This window comes from Achromobacter sp. ACM03, from assembly GCF_014851665.1.
Classification (GTDB): domain Bacteria; phylum Pseudomonadota; class Gammaproteobacteria; order Burkholderiales; family Burkholderiaceae_B; genus Achromobacter; species Achromobacter aegrifaciens.
In genome coordinates this window covers 54,633-73,106 of record NZ_JACVAD010000001.1, presented here as the reverse complement: position 1 = coordinate 73,106, position 18,474 = coordinate 54,633, and the positions used below count along the sequence as shown (strand labels likewise).

The 18,474-nt window shown below is 67.7% G+C and carries 18 protein-coding genes; 7 read left to right on the top strand and 11 right to left on the bottom strand.

What is annotated here, in order from left to right:
- Positions 1-9 precede the first annotated feature (9 nt).
- From IB257_RS00330 to IB257_RS00300, 7 genes are all read right to left on the bottom strand, one after another.
- Positions 10-783: an ABC transporter ATP-binding protein gene (locus tag IB257_RS00330; RefSeq protein ID WP_192491696.1), complete on the bottom strand. Its 774-nt coding sequence runs from the start codon at positions 781-783 to the stop codon at positions 10-12.
- The gene (locus IB257_RS00325) at positions 780-1,811 is read right to left on the bottom strand and encodes a branched-chain amino acid ABC transporter permease (protein WP_119449078.1); all 1,032 of its coding nucleotides are present in this window, start codon (positions 1,809-1,811) and stop codon (positions 780-782) included. The genes IB257_RS00330 and IB257_RS00325 overlap by 4 nt, the downstream gene beginning before the upstream one ends.
- A 28-nt stretch (positions 1,812-1,839) precedes the next feature.
- Positions 1,840-2,760 carry a branched-chain amino acid ABC transporter permease gene (locus IB257_RS00320; RefSeq protein WP_042793142.1) on the bottom strand — a complete coding sequence of 307 codons (921 nt, stop codon included), beginning with the start codon at positions 2,758-2,760 and terminating at the stop codon, positions 1,840-1,842.
- 18 nt (positions 2,761-2,778) lie between these two features.
- On the bottom strand, positions 2,779-3,954 hold the full coding sequence (locus IB257_RS00315; protein ID WP_192354118.1) for an ABC transporter substrate-binding protein: 1,176 nt from the start codon (positions 3,952-3,954) through the stop codon (positions 2,779-2,781).
- A gap of 74 nt (positions 3,955-4,028) precedes the next feature.
- Positions 4,029-5,483 carry a 2-hydroxymuconic semialdehyde dehydrogenase gene (locus tag IB257_RS00310; protein ID WP_175162561.1) on the bottom strand — a complete coding sequence of 485 codons (1,455 nt, stop codon included), beginning with the start codon at positions 5,481-5,483 and terminating at the stop codon, positions 4,029-4,031.
- Positions 5,480-6,205 (bottom strand): class II aldolase/adducin family protein, encoded by a 726-nt coding sequence (locus IB257_RS00305; protein ID WP_233564475.1) that lies wholly within the window; start codon positions 6,203-6,205, stop codon positions 5,480-5,482. The genes IB257_RS00310 and IB257_RS00305 overlap by 4 nt, the downstream gene beginning before the upstream one ends.
- Positions 6,202-7,065 (bottom strand): VOC family protein, encoded by an 864-nt coding sequence (locus IB257_RS00300; protein WP_054456504.1) that lies wholly within the window; start codon positions 7,063-7,065, stop codon positions 6,202-6,204. Before IB257_RS00300 ends, IB257_RS00305 begins: the two co-directional genes overlap by 4 nt.
- A 138-nt stretch (positions 7,066-7,203) precedes the next feature.
- Between IB257_RS00300 and IB257_RS00295 the strand changes: the two genes are divergently transcribed.
- Together IB257_RS00295 and IB257_RS00290 are read left to right on the top strand one after the other, a co-directional pair.
- On the top strand, positions 7,204-7,917 hold the full coding sequence (locus IB257_RS00295) for a GntR family transcriptional regulator (RefSeq protein ID WP_054453767.1): 714 nt from the start codon (positions 7,204-7,206) through the stop codon (positions 7,915-7,917).
- Between the two features lie 350 nt (positions 7,918-8,267).
- Positions 8,268-10,154, top strand: a complete 1,887-nt coding sequence (locus tag IB257_RS00290; RefSeq protein ID WP_175182367.1) for an ABC transporter ATP-binding protein — start codon at positions 8,268-8,270, stop codon at positions 10,152-10,154.
- Between the two features lie 44 nt (positions 10,155-10,198).
- Here the strand turns inward: IB257_RS00290 and IB257_RS00285 are convergent, their stop codons facing one another.
- Complete coding sequence (locus IB257_RS00285; RefSeq protein ID WP_225588701.1) at positions 10,199-10,816, bottom strand: LysE family translocator; 618 nt, start codon at positions 10,814-10,816, stop codon at positions 10,199-10,201.
- A 148-nt stretch (positions 10,817-10,964) separates the two neighbouring features.
- On the opposite strand from IB257_RS00285, the gene IB257_RS00280 reads away from it, so the two are divergent.
- On the top strand, positions 10,965-11,447 hold the full coding sequence (locus tag IB257_RS00280; protein ID WP_054454795.1) for an Lrp/AsnC family transcriptional regulator: 483 nt from the start codon (positions 10,965-10,967) through the stop codon (positions 11,445-11,447).
- Positions 11,448-11,466: 19 nt separating this feature from the next.
- Here IB257_RS00280 and IB257_RS00275 read toward each other — a convergent pair whose 3' ends face one another.
- On the bottom strand, positions 11,467-12,141 hold the full coding sequence (locus IB257_RS00275; protein ID WP_054453759.1) for a DJ-1/PfpI family protein: 675 nt from the start codon (positions 12,139-12,141) through the stop codon (positions 11,467-11,469).
- Positions 12,142-12,231: 90 nt separating this feature from the next.
- Here IB257_RS00275 and IB257_RS00270 point away from each other — a divergent pair, with 90 nt between their 5' ends.
- Positions 12,232-13,131 carry an AraC family transcriptional regulator gene (locus IB257_RS00270; RefSeq protein ID WP_192491695.1) on the top strand — a complete coding sequence of 300 codons (900 nt, stop codon included), beginning with the start codon at positions 12,232-12,234 and terminating at the stop codon, positions 13,129-13,131.
- A gap of 24 nt (positions 13,132-13,155) precedes the next feature.
- Here the strand turns inward: IB257_RS00270 and IB257_RS00265 are convergent, their stop codons facing one another.
- Complete coding sequence (locus IB257_RS00265) at positions 13,156-13,878, bottom strand: SDR family oxidoreductase (protein ID WP_054453757.1); 723 nt, start codon at positions 13,876-13,878, stop codon at positions 13,156-13,158.
- Positions 13,875-14,870 carry a tripartite tricarboxylate transporter substrate binding protein gene (locus IB257_RS00260; protein ID WP_175164493.1) on the bottom strand — a complete coding sequence of 332 codons (996 nt, stop codon included), beginning with the start codon at positions 14,868-14,870 and terminating at the stop codon, positions 13,875-13,877. Before IB257_RS00260 ends, IB257_RS00265 begins: the two co-directional genes overlap by 4 nt.
- Positions 14,871-14,973: 103 nt before the next feature.
- Here IB257_RS00260 and IB257_RS00255 point away from each other — a divergent pair, with 103 nt between their 5' ends.
- The 3 genes from IB257_RS00255 to IB257_RS00245 are packed head-to-tail and all read left to right on the top strand — an operon-like array spanning position 14,974 to position 18,380.
- Entirely contained in the window at positions 14,974-16,014 is a 1,041-nt protein-coding gene (locus tag IB257_RS00255) for a cyclase family protein (RefSeq protein ID WP_175164494.1), read from the top strand.
- Between the two features lie 3 nt (positions 16,015-16,017).
- Positions 16,018-17,634 (top strand): AMP-binding protein, encoded by a 1,617-nt coding sequence (locus IB257_RS00250; protein ID WP_370540080.1) that lies wholly within the window; start codon positions 16,018-16,020, stop codon positions 17,632-17,634.
- Between the two features lie 2 nt (positions 17,635-17,636).
- Complete coding sequence (locus IB257_RS00245) at positions 17,637-18,380, top strand: GntR family transcriptional regulator (protein ID WP_119449196.1); 744 nt, start codon at positions 17,637-17,639, stop codon at positions 18,378-18,380.
- The last annotated feature ends 94 nt before the right edge of the window (positions 18,381-18,474 follow it).

The window sequence follows — 18,474 nt, the reverse complement described above, 5'->3', positions numbered from 1 at the left end:
GGCGGCTCCTTATGCGTCGGCGTCGTCGCCCAGATAGGCGCGGCGCACGTCGGGATGGTTGCGTATCTGTTCGGCGCTGCCGGTGGCGATGACCTTGCCGTAGACCAGCACGCTGATGCGGTCGGCCAGCGCAAACACGGCGTTCATGTCGTGTTCGACCAGCACGATGGTGTAGCGGCCCTTCAGGCTTTGCAGCAAGGCGATCACGCCCGCGCTTTCGGCCGCGCTCATGCCGGCCATGGGCTCGTCCAGCAGCAGTACCGACGGCTCGCCCGCCAATGCCATGGCGATCTCCAGCTGGCGGCGCTGGCCATAGGCCAGGCTGTCCACCTGAGCCTCGGCCACGTCTTCCAGCTTGCAGGCCCGCAGCGCCGCGGTCGCGGCGCTTACCACGTCGGCGCAATCGCGCAAGGCGGTCCAGGCCGACAGGCGCCGGCGGCGCTTGCGCAAGGCTGCCAGGCAGGCGTTGTCCAGCACCGTATAGCTGTCGAACACCGAGGTCACCTGATAGGAGCGCAGCATGCCAAGCGCCACGCGTTCCTGCACCGAGGCGCGGGAAACGTCGGAGGCGCCCAGGCGCACGGCGCCGCCATCGGGCCGCAGTTCGCCCGACAGCAGGTTGATCAAAGTCGTCTTGCCCGCGCCGTTGGGGCCGATCAGCGCGTGCAGTTCGCCAGGCGCCACGTCCAGCGACACGCCGTCGGTCGCCCTCAGGCCGCCGAAGCGGCGCACCAGGTCCTGCGTGGACAATCCAACGGGCGCGGCTGCGGTTTGCATGCTCATGCCGAAGCCTCCTTGGCGATCGCGTCCGGCGGGCGGCGGTCCTGTTGTTCACCCGCGGCCGGCGGCTGGACCGTCGGCGCGGCGGGCGGCGGACGCCGCAGCCAGGCCAGGGAGTTGGCATAGCCGCCCTTGGCCACCATGGCGATGACCACCACCGCCGGCCCCATCAGCAGCATCCAATGCTGCGTCATGCTCTTGAAGGCCTCTTCCATCAGCAGATAGGCAACGGCGCCGAAAATCGGCCCCAGCACATTGCCCAGGCCGCCTATCACCACCATGACGATGAGTTCGCCCGACACCGGCCAGGACATGTAGCTGGGCGAGGCGAAGGCGGTCAGGTTGGCCAGCAGCAGCCCGGCCACGCCGGTCAGCACGCCAGAGGCCACGTAGGCCGTCAGGCGCACGCCGAACACCGAATAGCCCAGCGCGTCCACGCGGCGCGGGTTGGCGTGCGTGGCGCGCAGGATCATGCCGAAGGGCGAGCGGCGCAGGCGCAGCATCGCCAGGCTGGACACCAGCAGCACCGCCCAGGCCGCCCAGTACACGGGCTGGCTGCCGCCCAGGTCGAACAGGCCGAAGGAACTGGCTTCGTAGATGTTCAGGCCGTCGTCGCCGCCGTACTCGCGCAGGCTGACCGCCAGGAAATAGAACATCTGCGCAAACGCCAGCGTGATCATGATGAAGCCTATGCCCGAGGTCCGCAGGCAGACCGTGCCGACGATCAGCGCCACCAGCGCGCACACCGCGATGCACACGGCCAGCTGCAGCCAGCCGTTGCCAAACCCGTAATAGCTGAGAATGCCCACGGCATAGCAACCCAGGCCCAGGAACATGGCGTGGCCGAAGCTCACCAGTCCGGCAAAGCCCAGCACCAGGTTCAGCGCCAGCGCGGCCAGCGCATAGATCAGGATGCGCGCGCCCAGCGTCACGTAGAACGGTTCACCCAGCCATTGCGCCACGAAAGGCACGCCGGCCAGGACCAGGAACAGCAAAGGCAGCGCCCAGCGCCGGTATGTGTGTTCTTGCATGATGATCCAACCCCAGTACAAGCGCGCGTCAACGCCGCGCCGAGAAGACCAGGCCTTGCGGCCGGAACGCCAGCACCACGGCCATCAGCACGTAGATCAGCATGGAGGCGAGCGCCGGCCCGACCGCATTGGCGACGGAAGCGTCGAACACGGCGCGCAGCATGTCGGGCAGGAAGGCCCGGCCCAGCGTGTCTATCATCGCGATCAGCAGCGCCGCGACCAGCGTGCCGCGCACCGAGCCGATGCCGCCCACGACGATCACCACCAGCGCCAGGATCAGCACCGGCTCACCCATGCCGGACTGCACCGACAGGATCGGCCCCGCAAGCGCCCCCGCCACGCCGGCCAGCACCGCGCCCAGCAGGAACAGCAGCGTCTTCTGCAGGTCCACGTTGGCGCCCAGCACGCTGGCCATGGGCGCATTGCTGGCGCCGGCGCGGATCAGCATGCCGAAGCGCGTGCGCTGGATCAGGAACCAGGCGCCAACCGCCACCAGCGCGCCCACGCCGATGATCATCAGGCGATACACCGGATAGTCGTTGCCGAACAGGCTGACCGCTCCTTCCAGCCCCTGCGGCACGGCGGCGTAGTACGGCCGGCTGCCCCAGATGACCGAAGCCAGTTCATTGAAGAACATCATCAGCCCGAAGGTGGCCAGTACCTGATAGAGGTGATCATGCTTGTACAGCGGCCGCGCAATCAGGCGTTCCAGCGCCACCCCTACCAGGCCGCTGCCCGTCACCGCCGCCAGGATGGCGAAGGCGAACGAGCCGCTGGCGTTGTAGGCGGTGGCGCCCAGGAAGGCGCCGATCATATACAGCGACCCGTGCGCCAGGTTGATGAAGTTCATGATGCCGAAGATCAGGGTCAGCCCCGAGGACAGCAGGAACAGCAAGGCGCCGAGCTGCAGGCCATTAAGCATCTGCGACAACAGCAAGGATCCGTTCATGGGGCGTCTCCCGGGACGTTACTTCAGCGGGCAGTCGGCCACGTAGGCGTCCTGATGGTCGGTGAACACCTTGGCCAGCTGCTTCAAGCCCACGCCGTCGCCTTCCTTCACGACCTGGTAGGCATACAGGTCCTGCACCGGCATGTTGTTGCTGTTGAAGCGGAACTTGCCGCGCACCGTGGGGAAGTTGGCGCCGGCCGCCTTCACCGCCGCGGCCAGGGCCTTGCTGTCGCCGACCTTGCCGCCCTGCTGCTTGATGGCGGTATCCAGTAGGAACGCCGCGTCATAGCCGCCCACCGCATATTCCGACGGCAAGCGGCCGTACTTGGCCTTGAAGGCCTCGACGAACTTGCGGTTCTGCGGGTTGTCCAGCGTGGTGGCCCAAGGCGTGCCGTAGATCGCACCCACCGCCTGCTCTTTCAGCGCGGTCAGCGTGTTGGAATCGATCAGGCTTTCCGAGAAGAACGGCAGCTTTTCCATCAGGCCGGCCTGGCGCAGCTGGCGCACGAAGTTCACGCCCACCCCGCCGGTATAGAACACGAACAGCGCGTCGGGCGAGGCCGACTGCATGCGCGAGATCTCGGCCGAGTAATCCAGCTGCCCCAGCTGGGTGTAGATCTCGTCGGCGGGCGCGGCGCCATAGAAGCGCTTGAAGCCCGCCAGCTTGTCCTTGCCGGCCTGGTAGTTGGACGACATCAGGTAGGCGCGCTTGTAGCCCTGGTCCTTGACGTACTTGCCCATGGCTTCGGACATGCTGTCGTTCTGCCAGCCGAGCACGAACAGATTGGGCAGGCACATGCGGCCGGCGATGGGCGCGGGTCCGGCGTTGGTGGACAGCGCCACCACGCCCGATTCCTTGATGCGCCGCAGTTCGGCCATGAGCACGTTGGAGAAGCCCAGCCCGACGATCACGTCGACCTTGTCCTTCTCGATGAACTTCTGCACGATCTGCGCGCCCACGTCGGGCTTGAGCTGGTCGTCGTCGCGGATCACCACCGCCTTCTGGCCGCCCAGGCTGCCGCCCAGCTGCTCGATGCCCAACATCAGGCCGTCGTACTGATCCTGGCCCAATGCCGCCTGGGGGCCGGACAGCACCCCGGTAAAGCCGATGCGGACGTCCGCCATTGCGGCGTTGGCCACGGTCAGGGCCGCGACCGCGGCCAGCGCGGACAGGCCGCGTGCGTATGCTTGCATGCTAAGTCTCCTTGGGGGATGGACGGCGGCGCCGTTCTGCGCGGCGCCTGCCGGTACTAAGGCCTGCTTACAGGTCAGAGCTTCACGCAGACATTGCGCAGCTCCGTGTAGAACTCGAGCGAATGCACGCCGCCCTCGCGGCCGATGCCGGACTGCTTGGCTCCGCCGAAGGCCGTGCGCAGGTCACGCAGGAACCAGGAATTGATCCAGCAGATGCCCACTTCCAGGGCCTGTCCCATGCGATGGGCGGTGCCCACGTTGCTGGTCCAGACCGAGGCCGCCAAGCCGTAGGGCGTGGCGTTGGCCAGGGCGACGGCTTCTTCTTCCGTGTCGAAGGGCGCGATGTGGCAGCAGGGGCCGAAGATCTCCTGCTGGATCACGGCCGAGCTTTCCGGCAGGCCGGTCCAGACCGTGGGCTGGATCCAGGCGCCGCCGGCCAGGTCGTCCGGCATGTCCGGCACGCCGCCGCCGGCCACCACCGTGGCGCCTTCTTCACGGGCGCGGGCGTAGTAGCCCAGCACCTTGTCGCGATGGCGCTGCGAGATCAGCGGACCCAGGTTGACGCCGGGATCCTTCGGACGGCCCAGCTTGAAGCCGCGGGCGCGCTCGCCCAGCGCCGCCACGAAGCGGTCGAAGATCGGCCGCTGCACGTAGACGCGCTCGGTGCCCAGGCAGACCTGCCCGGTGTTGTCGAAGGCGGCCCGGGCAATGCCGGCCACCGCCTTGTCGAAGTCCGCATCGGCGAACACGATGCCGGCATTCTTGCCGCCCAGTTCGAAGGACACGGGACGCACGCCCACCGCCGCGGCCTGCATGATGGCTTCGCCGGTGCGGGTTTCGCCGGTAAAGGTGATGCCGTCGACCAACGGATGGCGCGTGAGCTTTTCGCCCGCCGAACCGGGGCCGCGGCCATGCACCACGTTATAGACGCCGGGCGGCACGCCGACCTCGTTCATGACTTCGCCCAGCAACGTGGCCGTGGCCGGGGTGTCTTCGGAAGGTTTGACCACCACGGTGTTGCCGCAGGCCAGCGCCGGCCCCACCTTCCAGGTCATCAGCAGCAGCGGCAGGTTCCACGGGCAGATCACGCCGATTACGCCGCGCGGCACGCGCACGCCGTAGTTCAGGGCATGGCCGCCATCCGGCGTTTCCAGGTCGAAGGTCTCGTTGGGGATGTTGCGCACCAGGTCGGCGAAGATCTTGAAGTTCGCCGCGCCGCGCGGAATGTCCAGATGGCTGGCCAGGTCGTAGGGCTTGCCGGTGTCGGCGATCTCGGCGTCGACGAATTCGTCGAAGCGCCGGATGATGCCGTCGGCCACCGCGTGCAGCAGCTCCACGCGCTGCTGCGTCTTGAGTTTGCCCCAGGGGCCGCGCAACGCCGCCTTGGCGGCCCGCACGGCGGCGTCGACCTCGGCGTCGCCGGCCTCGTGGATGCGCCCGATCAGCCGGTTGTCGACCGGATCGCGGTTGTCGAACGTCTTGTCCGTGGCGACCCATTCGCCGTTGATGAAATTGCGGAAATCGGTCATTGCGTCCTCGGTTGTGACAGGTCTGCCAGCGCCGCTTCAGGGTCGCCGGCGGTCAGGTATTCCCACATGCGCTCGTAGATCCGGCCCGTGCCCACGGCGCGGGTCGCCGCCTCTTCGGGCGAGAACGTGGGCGCGCCGTCGGCCAGGCCGGCCGAGCGCAGTTGCCATTCGATGCGCGCGGCATCCTCCAGATACCAGGTCAGCACCACGGCATGCATCAGCGATTCGGCTGCCACCACCGCGCCGTTGCCGCGCATGGCCACGGCGCGGGCCGCGCCCAGGGTCTGGGCCACGCCGCGTGCCTGGGCGTCGCTGCGCACCAGTTGCGGGTCGTCCCAGAGCGGCACGGACGGAGAGAAATACGAACCCATCCCATGGCGCGGCTGCGGCGTCACGCGGGCCGAGGACAGCGTCATGACCGTGGGCGGCATGGAGCGCACCACCCCGCCCACTTCGGGGCGCATGCGGTAGATGTGCTGGTGGATGCGGACCTCGCCCAGCACACCCTCGGGCAGTTCGCCGTGCACCGGCACCACCGTGCCCGCCTCGCCCGGTTCGATCAGGCCCATGGGCCGCGCGGCGCATACCAGGAAGTGATCGGCGTCGAGGCGGCTGCTGCAATGGCCGTAAGCGTGGACCAGGCCGGCGCGGGCCAGGCCGCGCGCCGCCGTCCGCACCAGCGCTTCCTGGCCGGCGTCGGCTTTCATCGGCGCGGCGCTCACGTCTTGAACTCCGGGATGTCGGGCTTGGCGCCCCACATGCAGAACGAGGACGGCACTGCGGGGAAGCTGCGCGGCCGGTAGGTCTTCTCGTCTTCGGCGGTGATCAGGCGCACGCCGGTGGAGTACTCGTAGATCATGCCGTCGGGGCCGTCGAAGTACAGGAACATCGCCCCCGAGGTCGGATGGCGCCCCGGGCCGAAGCGGATCGGCACCTGCCATTCCTTCAGCTGGTACCAGGCACGCATGATGTCGTCGATGCTTTCGACCTGGTGATTGATGTGCTGCACGCCCGGATAGCTGGACGGGAACAGCGCGATCTTGTGGTGCACTTCGTCGATGCGCAGCAAGGGCGCTTCGCCGATGCGGTCGCTGACCCGGGCTGAAAGCAGCCCGGTCCAGAAGGCCTCGTCGCGTCGCGCGTCCAGCGTGCGCAGGCCGATATGCGAAAAGCCCGTCACGCCGGCATCGCGGCTGGGGAAATAGCGGCGGCCGCTGTGGTGCGGCGCGTGCACCAGCTCGATGCGGTTGCCGGACGGGTCGATGAAACTGAGGAAATCGCGTACGTAGCGCTGCTCGGCGTCCTCGCGCTTGCCCGCGGCGACCTGATAGCCGCTGCGCTCCAGCACCGCGCCGGCATGCTCCAGTTCCTCGGACGTGTCCACTTCGAACGCCGTGGTGTGGTCGCGCGGATCGCCTTCGAAATAGCACAGGGTGTGGTCGCGCGAGTCGGATTTGAAATAGACCGCGCCGTGCTCCTTGCGCGCCACTTCCAGCCCCAGCACCGCGGTCGCGTAGCGGACCGCGGATTCCAGGTCGCGGGTACCCAGCCGGACGTACCGGATGTCGTGTAGCCGTATCACTGCTTGTCTCCAGGTTGCGCCTGCCGCCGGCTGCATGCCGGTCGTGGTCTCGACGCTTTTTTCTACGATAAGCAGCATAAATCTCGGCGTCAATAATTTTTATCGAGATTTTTTAAAGCCAGTGATAAAGTAGCTCCCATGTCAGACGGTGCCACCCTCCCCCCGCTTGCCCATTCCGCCTCGGCCAACACCCTGGTCGGCGCGGCCTATGTCAACCTGCGCCGCGACATCATCCAGGGCGTGCATCCGCCGGGCTCGCGCCTGCGGGTCGAACATCTGAAGGACGATTACGGTGTGGGCGCCGGTACGCTGCGCGAAGCGCTGGCGCTGCTGGTGTCGGACGCCCTGGTCATCGCGCAGGGCCAGCGCGGCTTTCACGTCACGCCGATCTCGCTGGAAGACTTCCGCGACATCACCGAGAACCGCGTGCTGCTGGAAACCCAGGCCCTGCGCCAGTCCATCGCCCTGGGCGACGACGACTGGGAAAGCGCGGTGCTGGCCGCCTTCCACCGTCTGAGCAAGGCCGAACAGCGCCTGGCCGCCGACCCCGACACCCGTTTTGAAGAGTGGGAACAGCGCAACCGCGAGTTCCACCGCGAACTGATCCGCGCCTGTCCGTCGCGCTGGCTGCATCATTTCCTGGGCATCCTGTACCAGCAGGCCGAACGCTATCGGCGCCTGACCGTCACGCGCAAGCCCATCGCGCGCGACCTGGACGACGAACACAAAGGCATCCTGGACGCCACGCTGGCGCGCGATGCGGACCGCGCCTGTGAACTGCTGGCCGCCCACATCCGCCTGACCTACGAGGCCGTGGCGCGCCTGCCTCCCACGCTGTTCACCCCGGATTGAACGCCGCGTCAGTTGAAAAAAACCCACACCGGCACGCGCCTACCCGTTGATTCGCCTACACCACTTCTATAGAATCTTCAATTCGGGCCTCTGCCCATTCCCTTTCCCCACATCTCACACCATTGGGAGGCGCAAGATGATGAATCCGCATACCGCCATCCCGCGCGTGTCCCCGCGACGTCATTAAGTCGTCGCCCGCGCGGACCCATCGCTGGATGCCTATCTAGCGACCGGTCCTCCGTGCCCGCCCCAAAAACCTGAACGCAATCGCCCGCGCCTCGCCGCGCAGGCCGCTCCTTCCTCTTTCCACACAAGGACTCCCGGCGTCCTGGTGACGCCGGGCCATTGCAATGGCCAGAAAAAAAATCGATCTACGAGGACAGACCTTCAAGGATGTCCTTGGCTTTACCTTCCGCCATTGGCGCGCGCAGCCCTGGCGCACCTCCGGCATCATCGTGCTGGCCCTGCTGTCGGCGGTGACCGACGTGCTGACGCCGCTGTACGCCGGCAAACTGGTTGACGCCGTGGCCTCGGGCGCGGCTGGCGACGAGATCGTCTGGAGCGCGGCGCTGACCGCGTTCTGGCTGCTGCTCGCGCTGGGCATCGGCGGCACGCTGCTGCGTCAGGCCGTGTTCCAGAACATCATCACCTTCACGCTGAAGATGATGAACGGCATCGTCTCCAACGCGTTCTACCGCGTGCAGCGTTTCTCCACGGACTGGCACGCCAACAGCTTTGCCGGCTCCACGGTGCGCAAGATCACGCGCGGCATGTGGGCGGTCGACATCCTGAACGACACGCTGCTGATCGCGCTGCTGCCGTCGGTCGTGATGCTGGTGGGCGCCACCGCGCTGCTGGGTGTGCACTGGCCCATCATGGGCCTGGTGGTGGGCCTGGGCTCGGTGCTGTACATCGCCGTGACCGCGGCGCTGTCGCTGGGCTATGTGGCGCCGGCGGCGCGCCTGGGCAACGCCTGGGACACGCGCATGGGCGGCGCCCTGGCCGACGCCGTCAGCTGCAACGCGGTGGTCAAGGCCTTCGGCGCCGAAGACCGCGAAGAAGTCAGGCTGGACCGCGTGGTCGACAAATGGCGCCGCCGCACCCGCCGCACCTGGATCCGCGGCACGATCAACGGCGGCATCCAGGGCGCCATGCTGGTCGCCATGCAGGCGGGCATCCTGGGCGCGTCGCTGCTGCTGTGGTCGCGCGGCCAGGCCAGCGTGGGCGACATCACCTTCGCCCTGACGATGTTCTTCATGCTGCAGGGCTACCTGCGCGACGTAGGCATGCACATCCGCAACCTGCAACGCTCGGTCAACGACATGGAAGAACTGGTCGCGCTGGAAAAGCAACCGCTGGGCGTGGACGACCGGCCCGGCGCGGGCGAGCTGCGCGTGACGGCCGGCGAGATCCGCTTCGAGGACGTGACGTTCCGCTATGGCGCGCACGACAAGGCGTTGTACGACCATTTCTCGGTACGCATCGCCCCGGGCGAACGGGTCGGCCTGGTCGGCCATTCGGGTTCGGGCAAGACCACGTTCATCAAGCTGATCCAGCGTTTGTATGACGTGAACGACGGCCGCATCACGATCGACGGGCAGGACATCGCCCAGGCGCGGCAGGCGTCCCTGCGCAGCCAGATCGCCATCGTGCAGCAGGAGCCGGTGCTGTTCCACCGCACGCTGGCGGAGAACATCGCCTATGCCCGCCCCGGCGCCACGCAGGCCGAGATCGAGCAGGCGGCGCGGCTGGCCAGCGCCCATGACTTCATCATGGCGCTGCCCAAGGGCTACGACACGCTGGTCGGCGAACGCGGCGTCAAGCTGTCGGGCGGCGAACGCCAGCGCGTGGCCCTGGCCCGCGCCTTCCTGGCCGATGCGCCCATCCTGATCCTGGACGAAGCCACGTCCAGCCTGGACAGCGAAAGCGAGGTGCTGATCCAGCAGGCCATGGACCGTCTGATGGTGGGTCGTACCACGCTGGTGGTGGCGCACCGCCTGTCGACGGTGCGCGCGCTGGACCGCCTGCTGGTGATGGACCGCGGCCGCGTCATCGAGGAAGGCAGCCATGACGCACTGATCCGCCTGAAGGGCGGTCTGTACCGGCGCCTGTTCGAACGCCAGGCGCTGGAGCTGACCAAGGGCCTGACGCAGTCCGAACTGCTGGAGGACGGCGCGGTTCCGCCGCTGCCGAAGGATGAGGAAGCCGACGAGTCCTCGTACGCCTACGCCAAATAGGCCGGGCAGCCGGTCCCGTAGCGCAAGCTGCGGGACCGGCCGCTTCAGGCCGGACGCTGGGCCACGGTCAGGCGCAGGCCGAAGCCGATCAATGCCAGCCCGAACACCCGGCTCTGGATCTTCTGCGCACGGGGGCTGGCCGACATCCAGCGCCCCACCGCCCCGCCCGCCAACGCGCACAGCACGTCCAGCGCCAGGCCCAGGCTGACCAGGATCACGCCCAGCACGGCGAACTGCTGGCCTATCGGCCCCTGGGCAGGCGACACGAATTGCGGCAGCAGCACCGAGCAGAACAGCAAGGCCTTGGGATTGAGCACATTGGTCAGCACGCCGCTCAATAGCGCCGGCCCCAGCCCCGCGCGGCTCGCGGGCGCCTGCCCGGTGGCATCGTAGGACACGGGTCCTGCGCGCAATAGCCGCACGCCCAACCAGACCAGATAGCATCCCCCCACCGTGCGCGCCGCGTCGAACGCCCAGGGATGGGTCTTGAACAGCGCCGCCAGTCCCAGCGCGGCCAGGGTCACGTGCGCGGCCCGCGCGATGGCCAGCCCCACGGCCACCGCCAGCGCCTGCCCTCTGCCGCGCAGCACGCCGGTTTCCAGCAGCAGGATCATGTCGGGTCCCGGCACCACGTAGACGATCAGCAAAGCCCCTAGAAACATCGCCATATCCGCCATTTTCCCGCTCCTTTTCGTCCTGGCTCAGGCGATCATTCTAGGAAAACCGGGCTGGCATGTGCATCCTATTCATGCCATTCGATTTATGATGATTGGCATATTCCGCCAATCCAACAATCCTTATCCTGATTTCATGCCAAAACGCGAATTGGACGCCTACGACCGCCGGATCCTCGAGGCCCTGCAGCAGAACGGCCGGCTGACCAATGTCGAACTCGCCGAGCAGATTGGCCTGTCCCCTTCGCCCTGCCTGCGGCGGGTGCGGCTGCTGGAAGAAGCCGGCGTCATCCAGGGTTACGAAGCCCGCCTGGCGCCGGACGAAGTCGGCCTGGGCCTGACCGTCTTCGTCGGCATCAAGGTGGAGCGGCACCACGAGCGCGACTCCGCCCTGTTCCGCGAGGAGGTCAGCACCTTGCCGGAAGTCATCGCCGCGCATCTGGTGTCGGGCGAGTCCGACTTTCTGCTGCAGGTAGTGGTGCCCGACCTGCGCGCCTACGAACGCTTCCTGCTGGGCACGCTATTGAAGCTGCCCGGCGTGAAGGACATACGCAGCAACTTCGCGATCCAGACCGTCAAGCCGCAAAGCCCGCTGCCGCTGGATCATCTGGCGAAGTGAGCGCGCCGCGCGCTCGAACTCAGGCCATCGCGGCCGCGGCCCGGTCCACCGCCTGCGAGCGGCGTTCGAAGCGCGCTTGCGACATCTCCAGATAGCGCTGCACCACGGCCGGCTCCGAGGTCTTGGGCGTGCCACCGGGAAACGGTGGTTGGGGGTCATATTCGATCTGCAGCTGTATCAGCTTGGCCACGTCCTCGCCGCACAGGTCCGCCACCACCTTCAGCCCCATGTCGATGCCCGAGGTCACGCCGCCCGCGGTGTACAGGTTGCCGTCCACGCACATGCGCTCGTCGCTGGGGATGGCGCCGAAGCGCGACAGCAGTTCGCGCGCGCGCCAATGGCTGGAAGCGCGCCTGCCGCGCAACAGGCCAGCCGCGCCCAGCAACAGCGAACCGGTGCAGATGCCGAATACGTAGCGTGCCCCCAGACCCTGCGCGCGCGTGAACGCTACCCAGTCGGCGTCGACAATGGCATCATCCGTGCCCGGCCCGCCTGGCACCACCAGCAGGTCGCAGGGCGGCGCCGATGCGATGGTCTGCGTGGGCACGAAACACAGCCCGCGATCGCTGCGCACCGGATCGCGCGTTTTTGCGACAAAATCCACGGTGAAGCCCGGCGCGCCTGCCAGCACTTCGTACGGCCCGGTCATATCCAGCTGGGTCAGCCCTTCGAACAAGAGAAAATTCACATGCATGACGATGCTCCGTTAGAAACGACGACTCCCAGCATAGGCGGACGCGCCCGGACGCGTGCGCCAAATACTGCGCCGGATGCGCCATTGCGCGTGCAGTTCGTCCTGTATGACGGCTTCCAGCCGCTGGATCTGGCCGGACCGTGGCAAGCCTTCAGTTCGGCCAACGAGGAAGCCGGCCGCAAGCTCTACCGCCTGGGCACCATCGCCGCGACGCCGCTGGTCTCCACCTGGGAACAGGGCCTGCGCATGCAGGTGGACGGCACTTTTGCCGACGATGGCGATGAGCGCCTGGACATGATGTTCGTGCCCGGCGGCCCCGGCGCCGATTTCGCGGGCGCCCATGGCGAGACGCGCGCCTGGCTGCGCCGCCGCGACGCGACCGCCGGGCGCACCTGCAGCGTATGCACCGGCGCCTTCGTGCTGGCCGCCGCCGGCCTGCTGGACGGCCGCGCCGTCACCACCCACTGGCGATCGGCCGACCGGCTGCGCCAGCTTCACCCGGCCCTGCGCGTCGAAGACGACCGCATCTACGTCGAAAGCGGCAGATACTGGACCTCTGCCGGCGTCACCGCCGGCATCGACCTGGCGCTGGCGCTGATCGAACGCGACTTCGGCGCCGACCTGTCGCAACGGGTTGCGCGGCGGCTGGTGGTCTTCATGCGCCGCAACGGCGACCAGCGCCAGTACAGCCAGGCGCTGCGTTTGCAGGACCGCGTGGCCGCGCCATTCCGGGATCTGGTGGAAAAAATCGAGGCGCAGCTATCGGCGCGCTGGTCGGTCGACGACATGGCCGACGCCTGCCAGATGTCGCGCCGCACCTTCCAGCGTAAATTCGCCGCGCATTTCGGCGTCGCGCCCATGGAAGTGCTCAAGCGCCTGCGCCTGGAGCGGGCGCAGGCGCTGGCGGCGTCCGGCAAGGTGTCCAGGAAGAAAATGGCGCGCGAGTTCGCCATACACGCGCCGCCGCAAGGGACGGCGCCGCAAGCCTGAGCAACCGCGCAACGCAACAAGCGGCTAGCCGGCAAGCCCCACCGACACTCCCCCGCACACATACAGCATCTGTCCCGTCATGAAGCCCGCCCGCGGGTCCATGAACATGGACACGGCATGGGCGACCTCTTCGGGTCGGCCCACGCGCCCCGCCGGGATCGCCGCCTCCAAAGCCAGCGTCTGCGGCGCGCCCGGTGGGTTGGACTGGTTGAACAGTTCAGTCGCGATGGGTCCGGGCGCCACGGTATTCACCGTGATGCCGCTGCCCGCCAGCTCCAGCGCCCAGGTGCGTGTCATCCCGGCCAGCGCCGCCTTGGAAGCGCCGTAAACCGTGCGCCCGTCCTTGCCCAGGGCGGCGCGGCTGCCGATGTTCACCACCCGCCCGTAGCCCGCCGCCCGCATGCCGGGCAGCAGGGCCTGCATCAGCAGCACCGGCGCCGTGACGTTCAGCGCCATGATCCGCGCCATCTGTTCCTGCGTCACGTCCCCGATGCGCGCGACCTGGATCATGCCGGCGTTGTTGACCAGATGCAGGACCTGGCGCTCGGCCGCCAACTCCTGCGCGGAGGCCACCGTGGCCGCAGGGTCGCCCAGGTCGACCGAACGGAACGTTTCGCCGGGCAGGAGCGCTGCGGGCGCGCCGCGGCTGAAGTTGACGACCTCGAAGCCATCTTCGATCAGGCGCGCAACGATGGCGCGGCCTATGCCCCGGCTGCCGCCGGTGACCAGTGCGGTGGGCGTTTTCATTGCGCGGTGATTCCCTTGTCCTTGATGAGTCCGCCCCACTTCTTGCGTTCCCCGGCTTCGAAGGCCGCCAGGTCCGCGCCGAAGAGCGTGCCGGGCTTGGCGCCCATGCCGGCGAAGTTGGCCGCGACGGCCGGATTCTTCAGCCCGCTGCGCGCGGCTTCGATCAACTGCTTGACCACGGGTTCCGGGGTATTGCGCGGGGCGTAGAGCGCAAACCAGGCGGTGACGTCAAAGCCCGGCAGTCCCGATTCCGCCACGGTGGGCAGGTTGGGCACCGAGGCGTCGCGCGCGGCCGACGTGACCGCCACGCCCCGCACCAGATTGCCATCCTTGATCTGCGCCAGCGCGCCCGGCAGGTTGTCGAACAGCAGGTCGACCTGCCCGCCCGCCACCGCCGGCAGCGAGGCGGACGTGCCCTTGAAAGGCACGTGCAGCATGGTCACGCCGGCCATGGCCTCGAAATAGGCCCCGGTAAGATGCACCGAGGACCCTATGCCCGGCGACGCATAGGTCAGCTTCTTGTCCTTGGACTGCTGGGCCGCCTTGATCACGTCGGCCACCGTCTTGTAGGGCGACTTGGCGCTGACGGCGATGACGTTGGGCGTGGTGGACACCAGCGCAATGGGCACCAGGTCGCGTTCGGGGTCGAACGCCATGTTGTTGTAGAGGAACTGGTTGATGGTCTGGGTGCCGATGGTGCCCAGGCCCAGCGTGTAGCCGTCGGGCTTGGCGCGCGCCACGTAGGCCATGCCGATATTGCCGCCCGCGCCGGGCTTGTTCTCGACCAGCACGGTCTGCTTCAGGCCCGGCTCCAGCGCGTGAGCGATGGCGCGGCCAAAGATGTCGGCGCCGCCGCCCGGCGGATACGGCACGACGACGGTCACGGGATGATCGGGATAGCCGGCGGCCTGGGCCGCGGGCAAGGTCAGGAAGGCCAGCGCGGCCAGGGCCGGCGCAGTGATCGCCAACCTGCGCTGCAGGAATTGCGTCATGGGCTTGTCTCCTATCGAACCCGCTGATTGCGGATTTCTTTTTAAAGTACGTAAATACGTACTATATTCATAAGAACATAGAAAACCTCCAGGAGACAAGCAGATGAAACGCTGGACCCAACGCCCCGAAGGCTCCACCTGGGGCGACTTCGGCCCGGATGACGAGATCGGCCGCCTGAACCTGCTGACCGAGGAAAAAGTGCTGCAGGCGGTGCGCGAAGTGCGCACGGGCAAGGTGTTCTGCCTGTCCCTGCCGCTGGACCTGCCTGGCGGCAACGTGCTGAACCCGCGCCGCCACGCGCCGATGCTCAAGCCCACCTTCCGCGAAGGCACGCCCTACCTGAACTTCCAGATGTCGCAGGTGCAGCCCGAAGCCGTGGACGTGCTGTCCGACGACCAGGTCACGCTGTCCATGCAGTACTCCACCCAGTGGGACGGCCTGTGCCACGTGGGCGCGCTGTTCGACATCCAGGGCGATGGCCAGGCGCGTCGCGTCTACTACAACGGCTACGCCGCCGGCGTGGACGTGTTCGGCGGCGCGGATCCCGACAAATCGGACGACGCCTGCTGCCCGCCCGGCGGCTCGTACGCGCGCAAGCTGGGTATCAACCGCTACGCCGAAAAAGGCATGCAGGGCCGCGGCGTGCTGGTGGACCTGGCGCGCGCCTACGGCCCCGGCCGCACGGTCGTCGACCTGGCCGCCCTGCAGGCCGCCATGCGGGCACAGAACGTGACGGTCGAACACGGCGACATGTTGGTGCTGCGCACGGGCTTTGCCGAGGCGATCGTTGCCATGGACGGCCAGCCCGATCCGCACAAGCTGGAGCAGACCGGCGCCGTGCTGGACGGCTCCGACCCGGCGCTGCTGGACTGGATCACGCAATCCGGCATCGCCGCGATCTGCGCCGACAACTACGCGGTCGAAGCCTATCCGGCGCGCACCTCCGGCCCCGGCCACTCCATCCTGCCGCTGCACCACCATTGCCTCTTCAAGCTGGGCCTGCCGCTGGCCGAACTCTGGTACCTGAAGGACCTGGCCGACTGGCTGCATGCGCAAGGCCGCAGCCGCTTCCTGCTGACTGCCCCGCCCTTGCGCATGCCTGGCGCGGTGGGTTCTCCCGTGACGCCCATCGCCACGGTGTAAGCCATGAACATGCCGTACTCGACGTTCTCCGAACACCTGGACGCCTTGGTCGCGCGCCGGCCCGATGCGCCGCTGCTGATCGACCAGGACCAACCCATCGGCGCCGCGCAACTGCGGACGCAAAGCCGCGCGCTGGCCGCCGGCCTTGCCCGCATCGGCGTGCGCCCGGGACAGCGTGTGGCGGTCTGGCTACCCAATTGCGCCGCCTGGGTGGAATCCTTCCTGGCCTGCGCGCACCTGGGCGCGCTGGTGCTGGCGGTCAACACGCGCTTCCGGGCGCTGGAGCTGGCCGACATCCTGGGACGCGGCAAGGCGGACTGGCTGGTGTTCTGGCCGGGGTTCAAGGGCATAGACTTCCAGGGCATCCTGGGCGAAGCGGCGCCGGAACACCTGGAGCGCCTGCAAGGCGTGATCGCGCTGACGAATGCCGACGAAGCGCTGCCCCCCAGCTTCCATGGCAAGCCGGCGCACCGCTACCAGGACCTGCAGTCCTGCACCGACACAGCGCCGCCGGCCCAGCCCAATGCGGGCGTGCTGTGCTTCACCACGTCCGGCACCACCTCCAAGCCCAAGTTCGTGCTGCACGACCAGCGCACCCTGTTGAACCACGGCGCGGCCGTGGCGCGGGCCTATGGCTATGACGAGGGAAGCTGCGTACTCGCCAGCGCGCCGTTCTGCGGCGCCTTTGGCTTCGCGACGCTGGTCGGCGGGCTGGCGCAAGGCGCGCCCGTGGTCTGCGCGCCGGTGTTCGACGCCGCCCAATCCGCCGCAGCGGTGCGCCGCCACGCGGTGACGCACACCTACGCCAACAACGAGGCCTTGGTCGGCATGATGCGGGCGGGAGCCCAAGGCGACTTCGCCTCGGTACGGCTGTTTGGCTTCGCCAGCTTCACGCCGGCGCTGGACAACATGCTGGACCTGGCCCGCGAGGCCGGCGTGCCGCTGACCGGCCTGTATGGTTCCAGCGAGCTGGTGGCCCTGGTCGCCGGCCAGCCGCGCGATCCCGCCGAGGGCGACGTGTCCGCGCGCCACCAGCCCGGCGGCACGCTGATCTACCCCGAGGCGCGCGTGCGCGCCCGCGATCCCGCCACGGGCGAAATCCTGCCGCATGGCCAATCCGGCGAACTCGAAATCCTCTCGCCCAGCCTGATGCAGGGTTATCTGGACAATCCCGAGGCCACCCGCGGCGCCTGCACGGATGACGGCTACTTCAAGACCGGCGATCTCGGCTACACGCTGAATCCGCGCCAGTTCGTGTTCCAGACCCGCATGGGCGATTCGCTGCGCCTGTCCGGCTTTCTGGTCAATCCGGTGGAAATCGAACAGGTGGTCGAAACCCTGCCGGGCGTGCGCGCCTGCCAGGTGGTCGGCGCCACGCAAAAGGGCAAGACCGTGCCCTATGCCTTCGTGCTGCTGCAGCCGGGCGCAGCCGCCGACCCCGCGGGCTGGACCGCCGCGTGCAAAGCCGCGATGGCGGGCTTCAAGACGCCGGCGGGCTTTACCGTGCTGGATGCATTCCCCTCGGTGGAAAGCGCCAACTCGGTCAAGATCCAGAAGCACCGGCTGCGCGAAATGGCCGATGCCATACTCGCGGCCCCGACCACGACGCCTTCCGCCTGAACATGCCCGACCCCAAGCTCTTCTCGCGCAGTCCCCAGCCGCTGTATCTGCAGGCGGCGGCGCTGTTTCGCAGCAATATCCAGAACCGCACCTGGCGGCCCGGCCAGCAGATCCCGCCGCTGGAAGCGCTGATGGAAACCTATGGAATCTCGCGGGCGACCATCCGCCAGGCGTTCGGCCTGCTGGAAGACGATGGCCTGATCCGCCGCTCGCGCGGATCGGGCACCTTCGTCAATGCCGAACTGCCCGAAACGCCCACCCTGCTGATCCCCAAGACCTGGGCCGAAACCGTGGAACTCAGCAATCAGCTGGGCACGGTTTCACTGGTGGAGTCCAACGCCGATTCGCCCCTGCCCGACACGCTGGGCATGCCTTGCGGCGCCGACCGCAGCGGCAGCTTCCAATACTTGCGGCGGGTGCACACGACCGATGGCGCCCCCTTCTGCTATAGCGAGGTCTTCCTGGATAGCGCGCTGTTCCGCAAGCATCGCGCCCGCATCCGCAAAAGCACCGTGGCGCCGGTGCTGGACCAGTACTACGGCGCACGCATCAGCGAAGCGCGCCAGGTGCTGAACGTGATCCAGGCCGGCCAGGAATCCGCCGAGTCCCTGCAGATTCCCGTGTCCTCGCCCGTGGCGGAAATACGCCGCTACGCCTGCATCGATGGCCGCGTGGTGTACTTCGCGCGGCTGGAGTTCCCGTTCAGCAAGGTGCGGATGGAATTCGACCTGCTGTCCCATCGCTAGACCACATTCAAGACAAGGAGGCATCCCACCTCGACCCGCCAGCGTCAACCCAGAACAGAGCGCCGCAGCAGATCCCCAAGCGCCAGCAGTATCC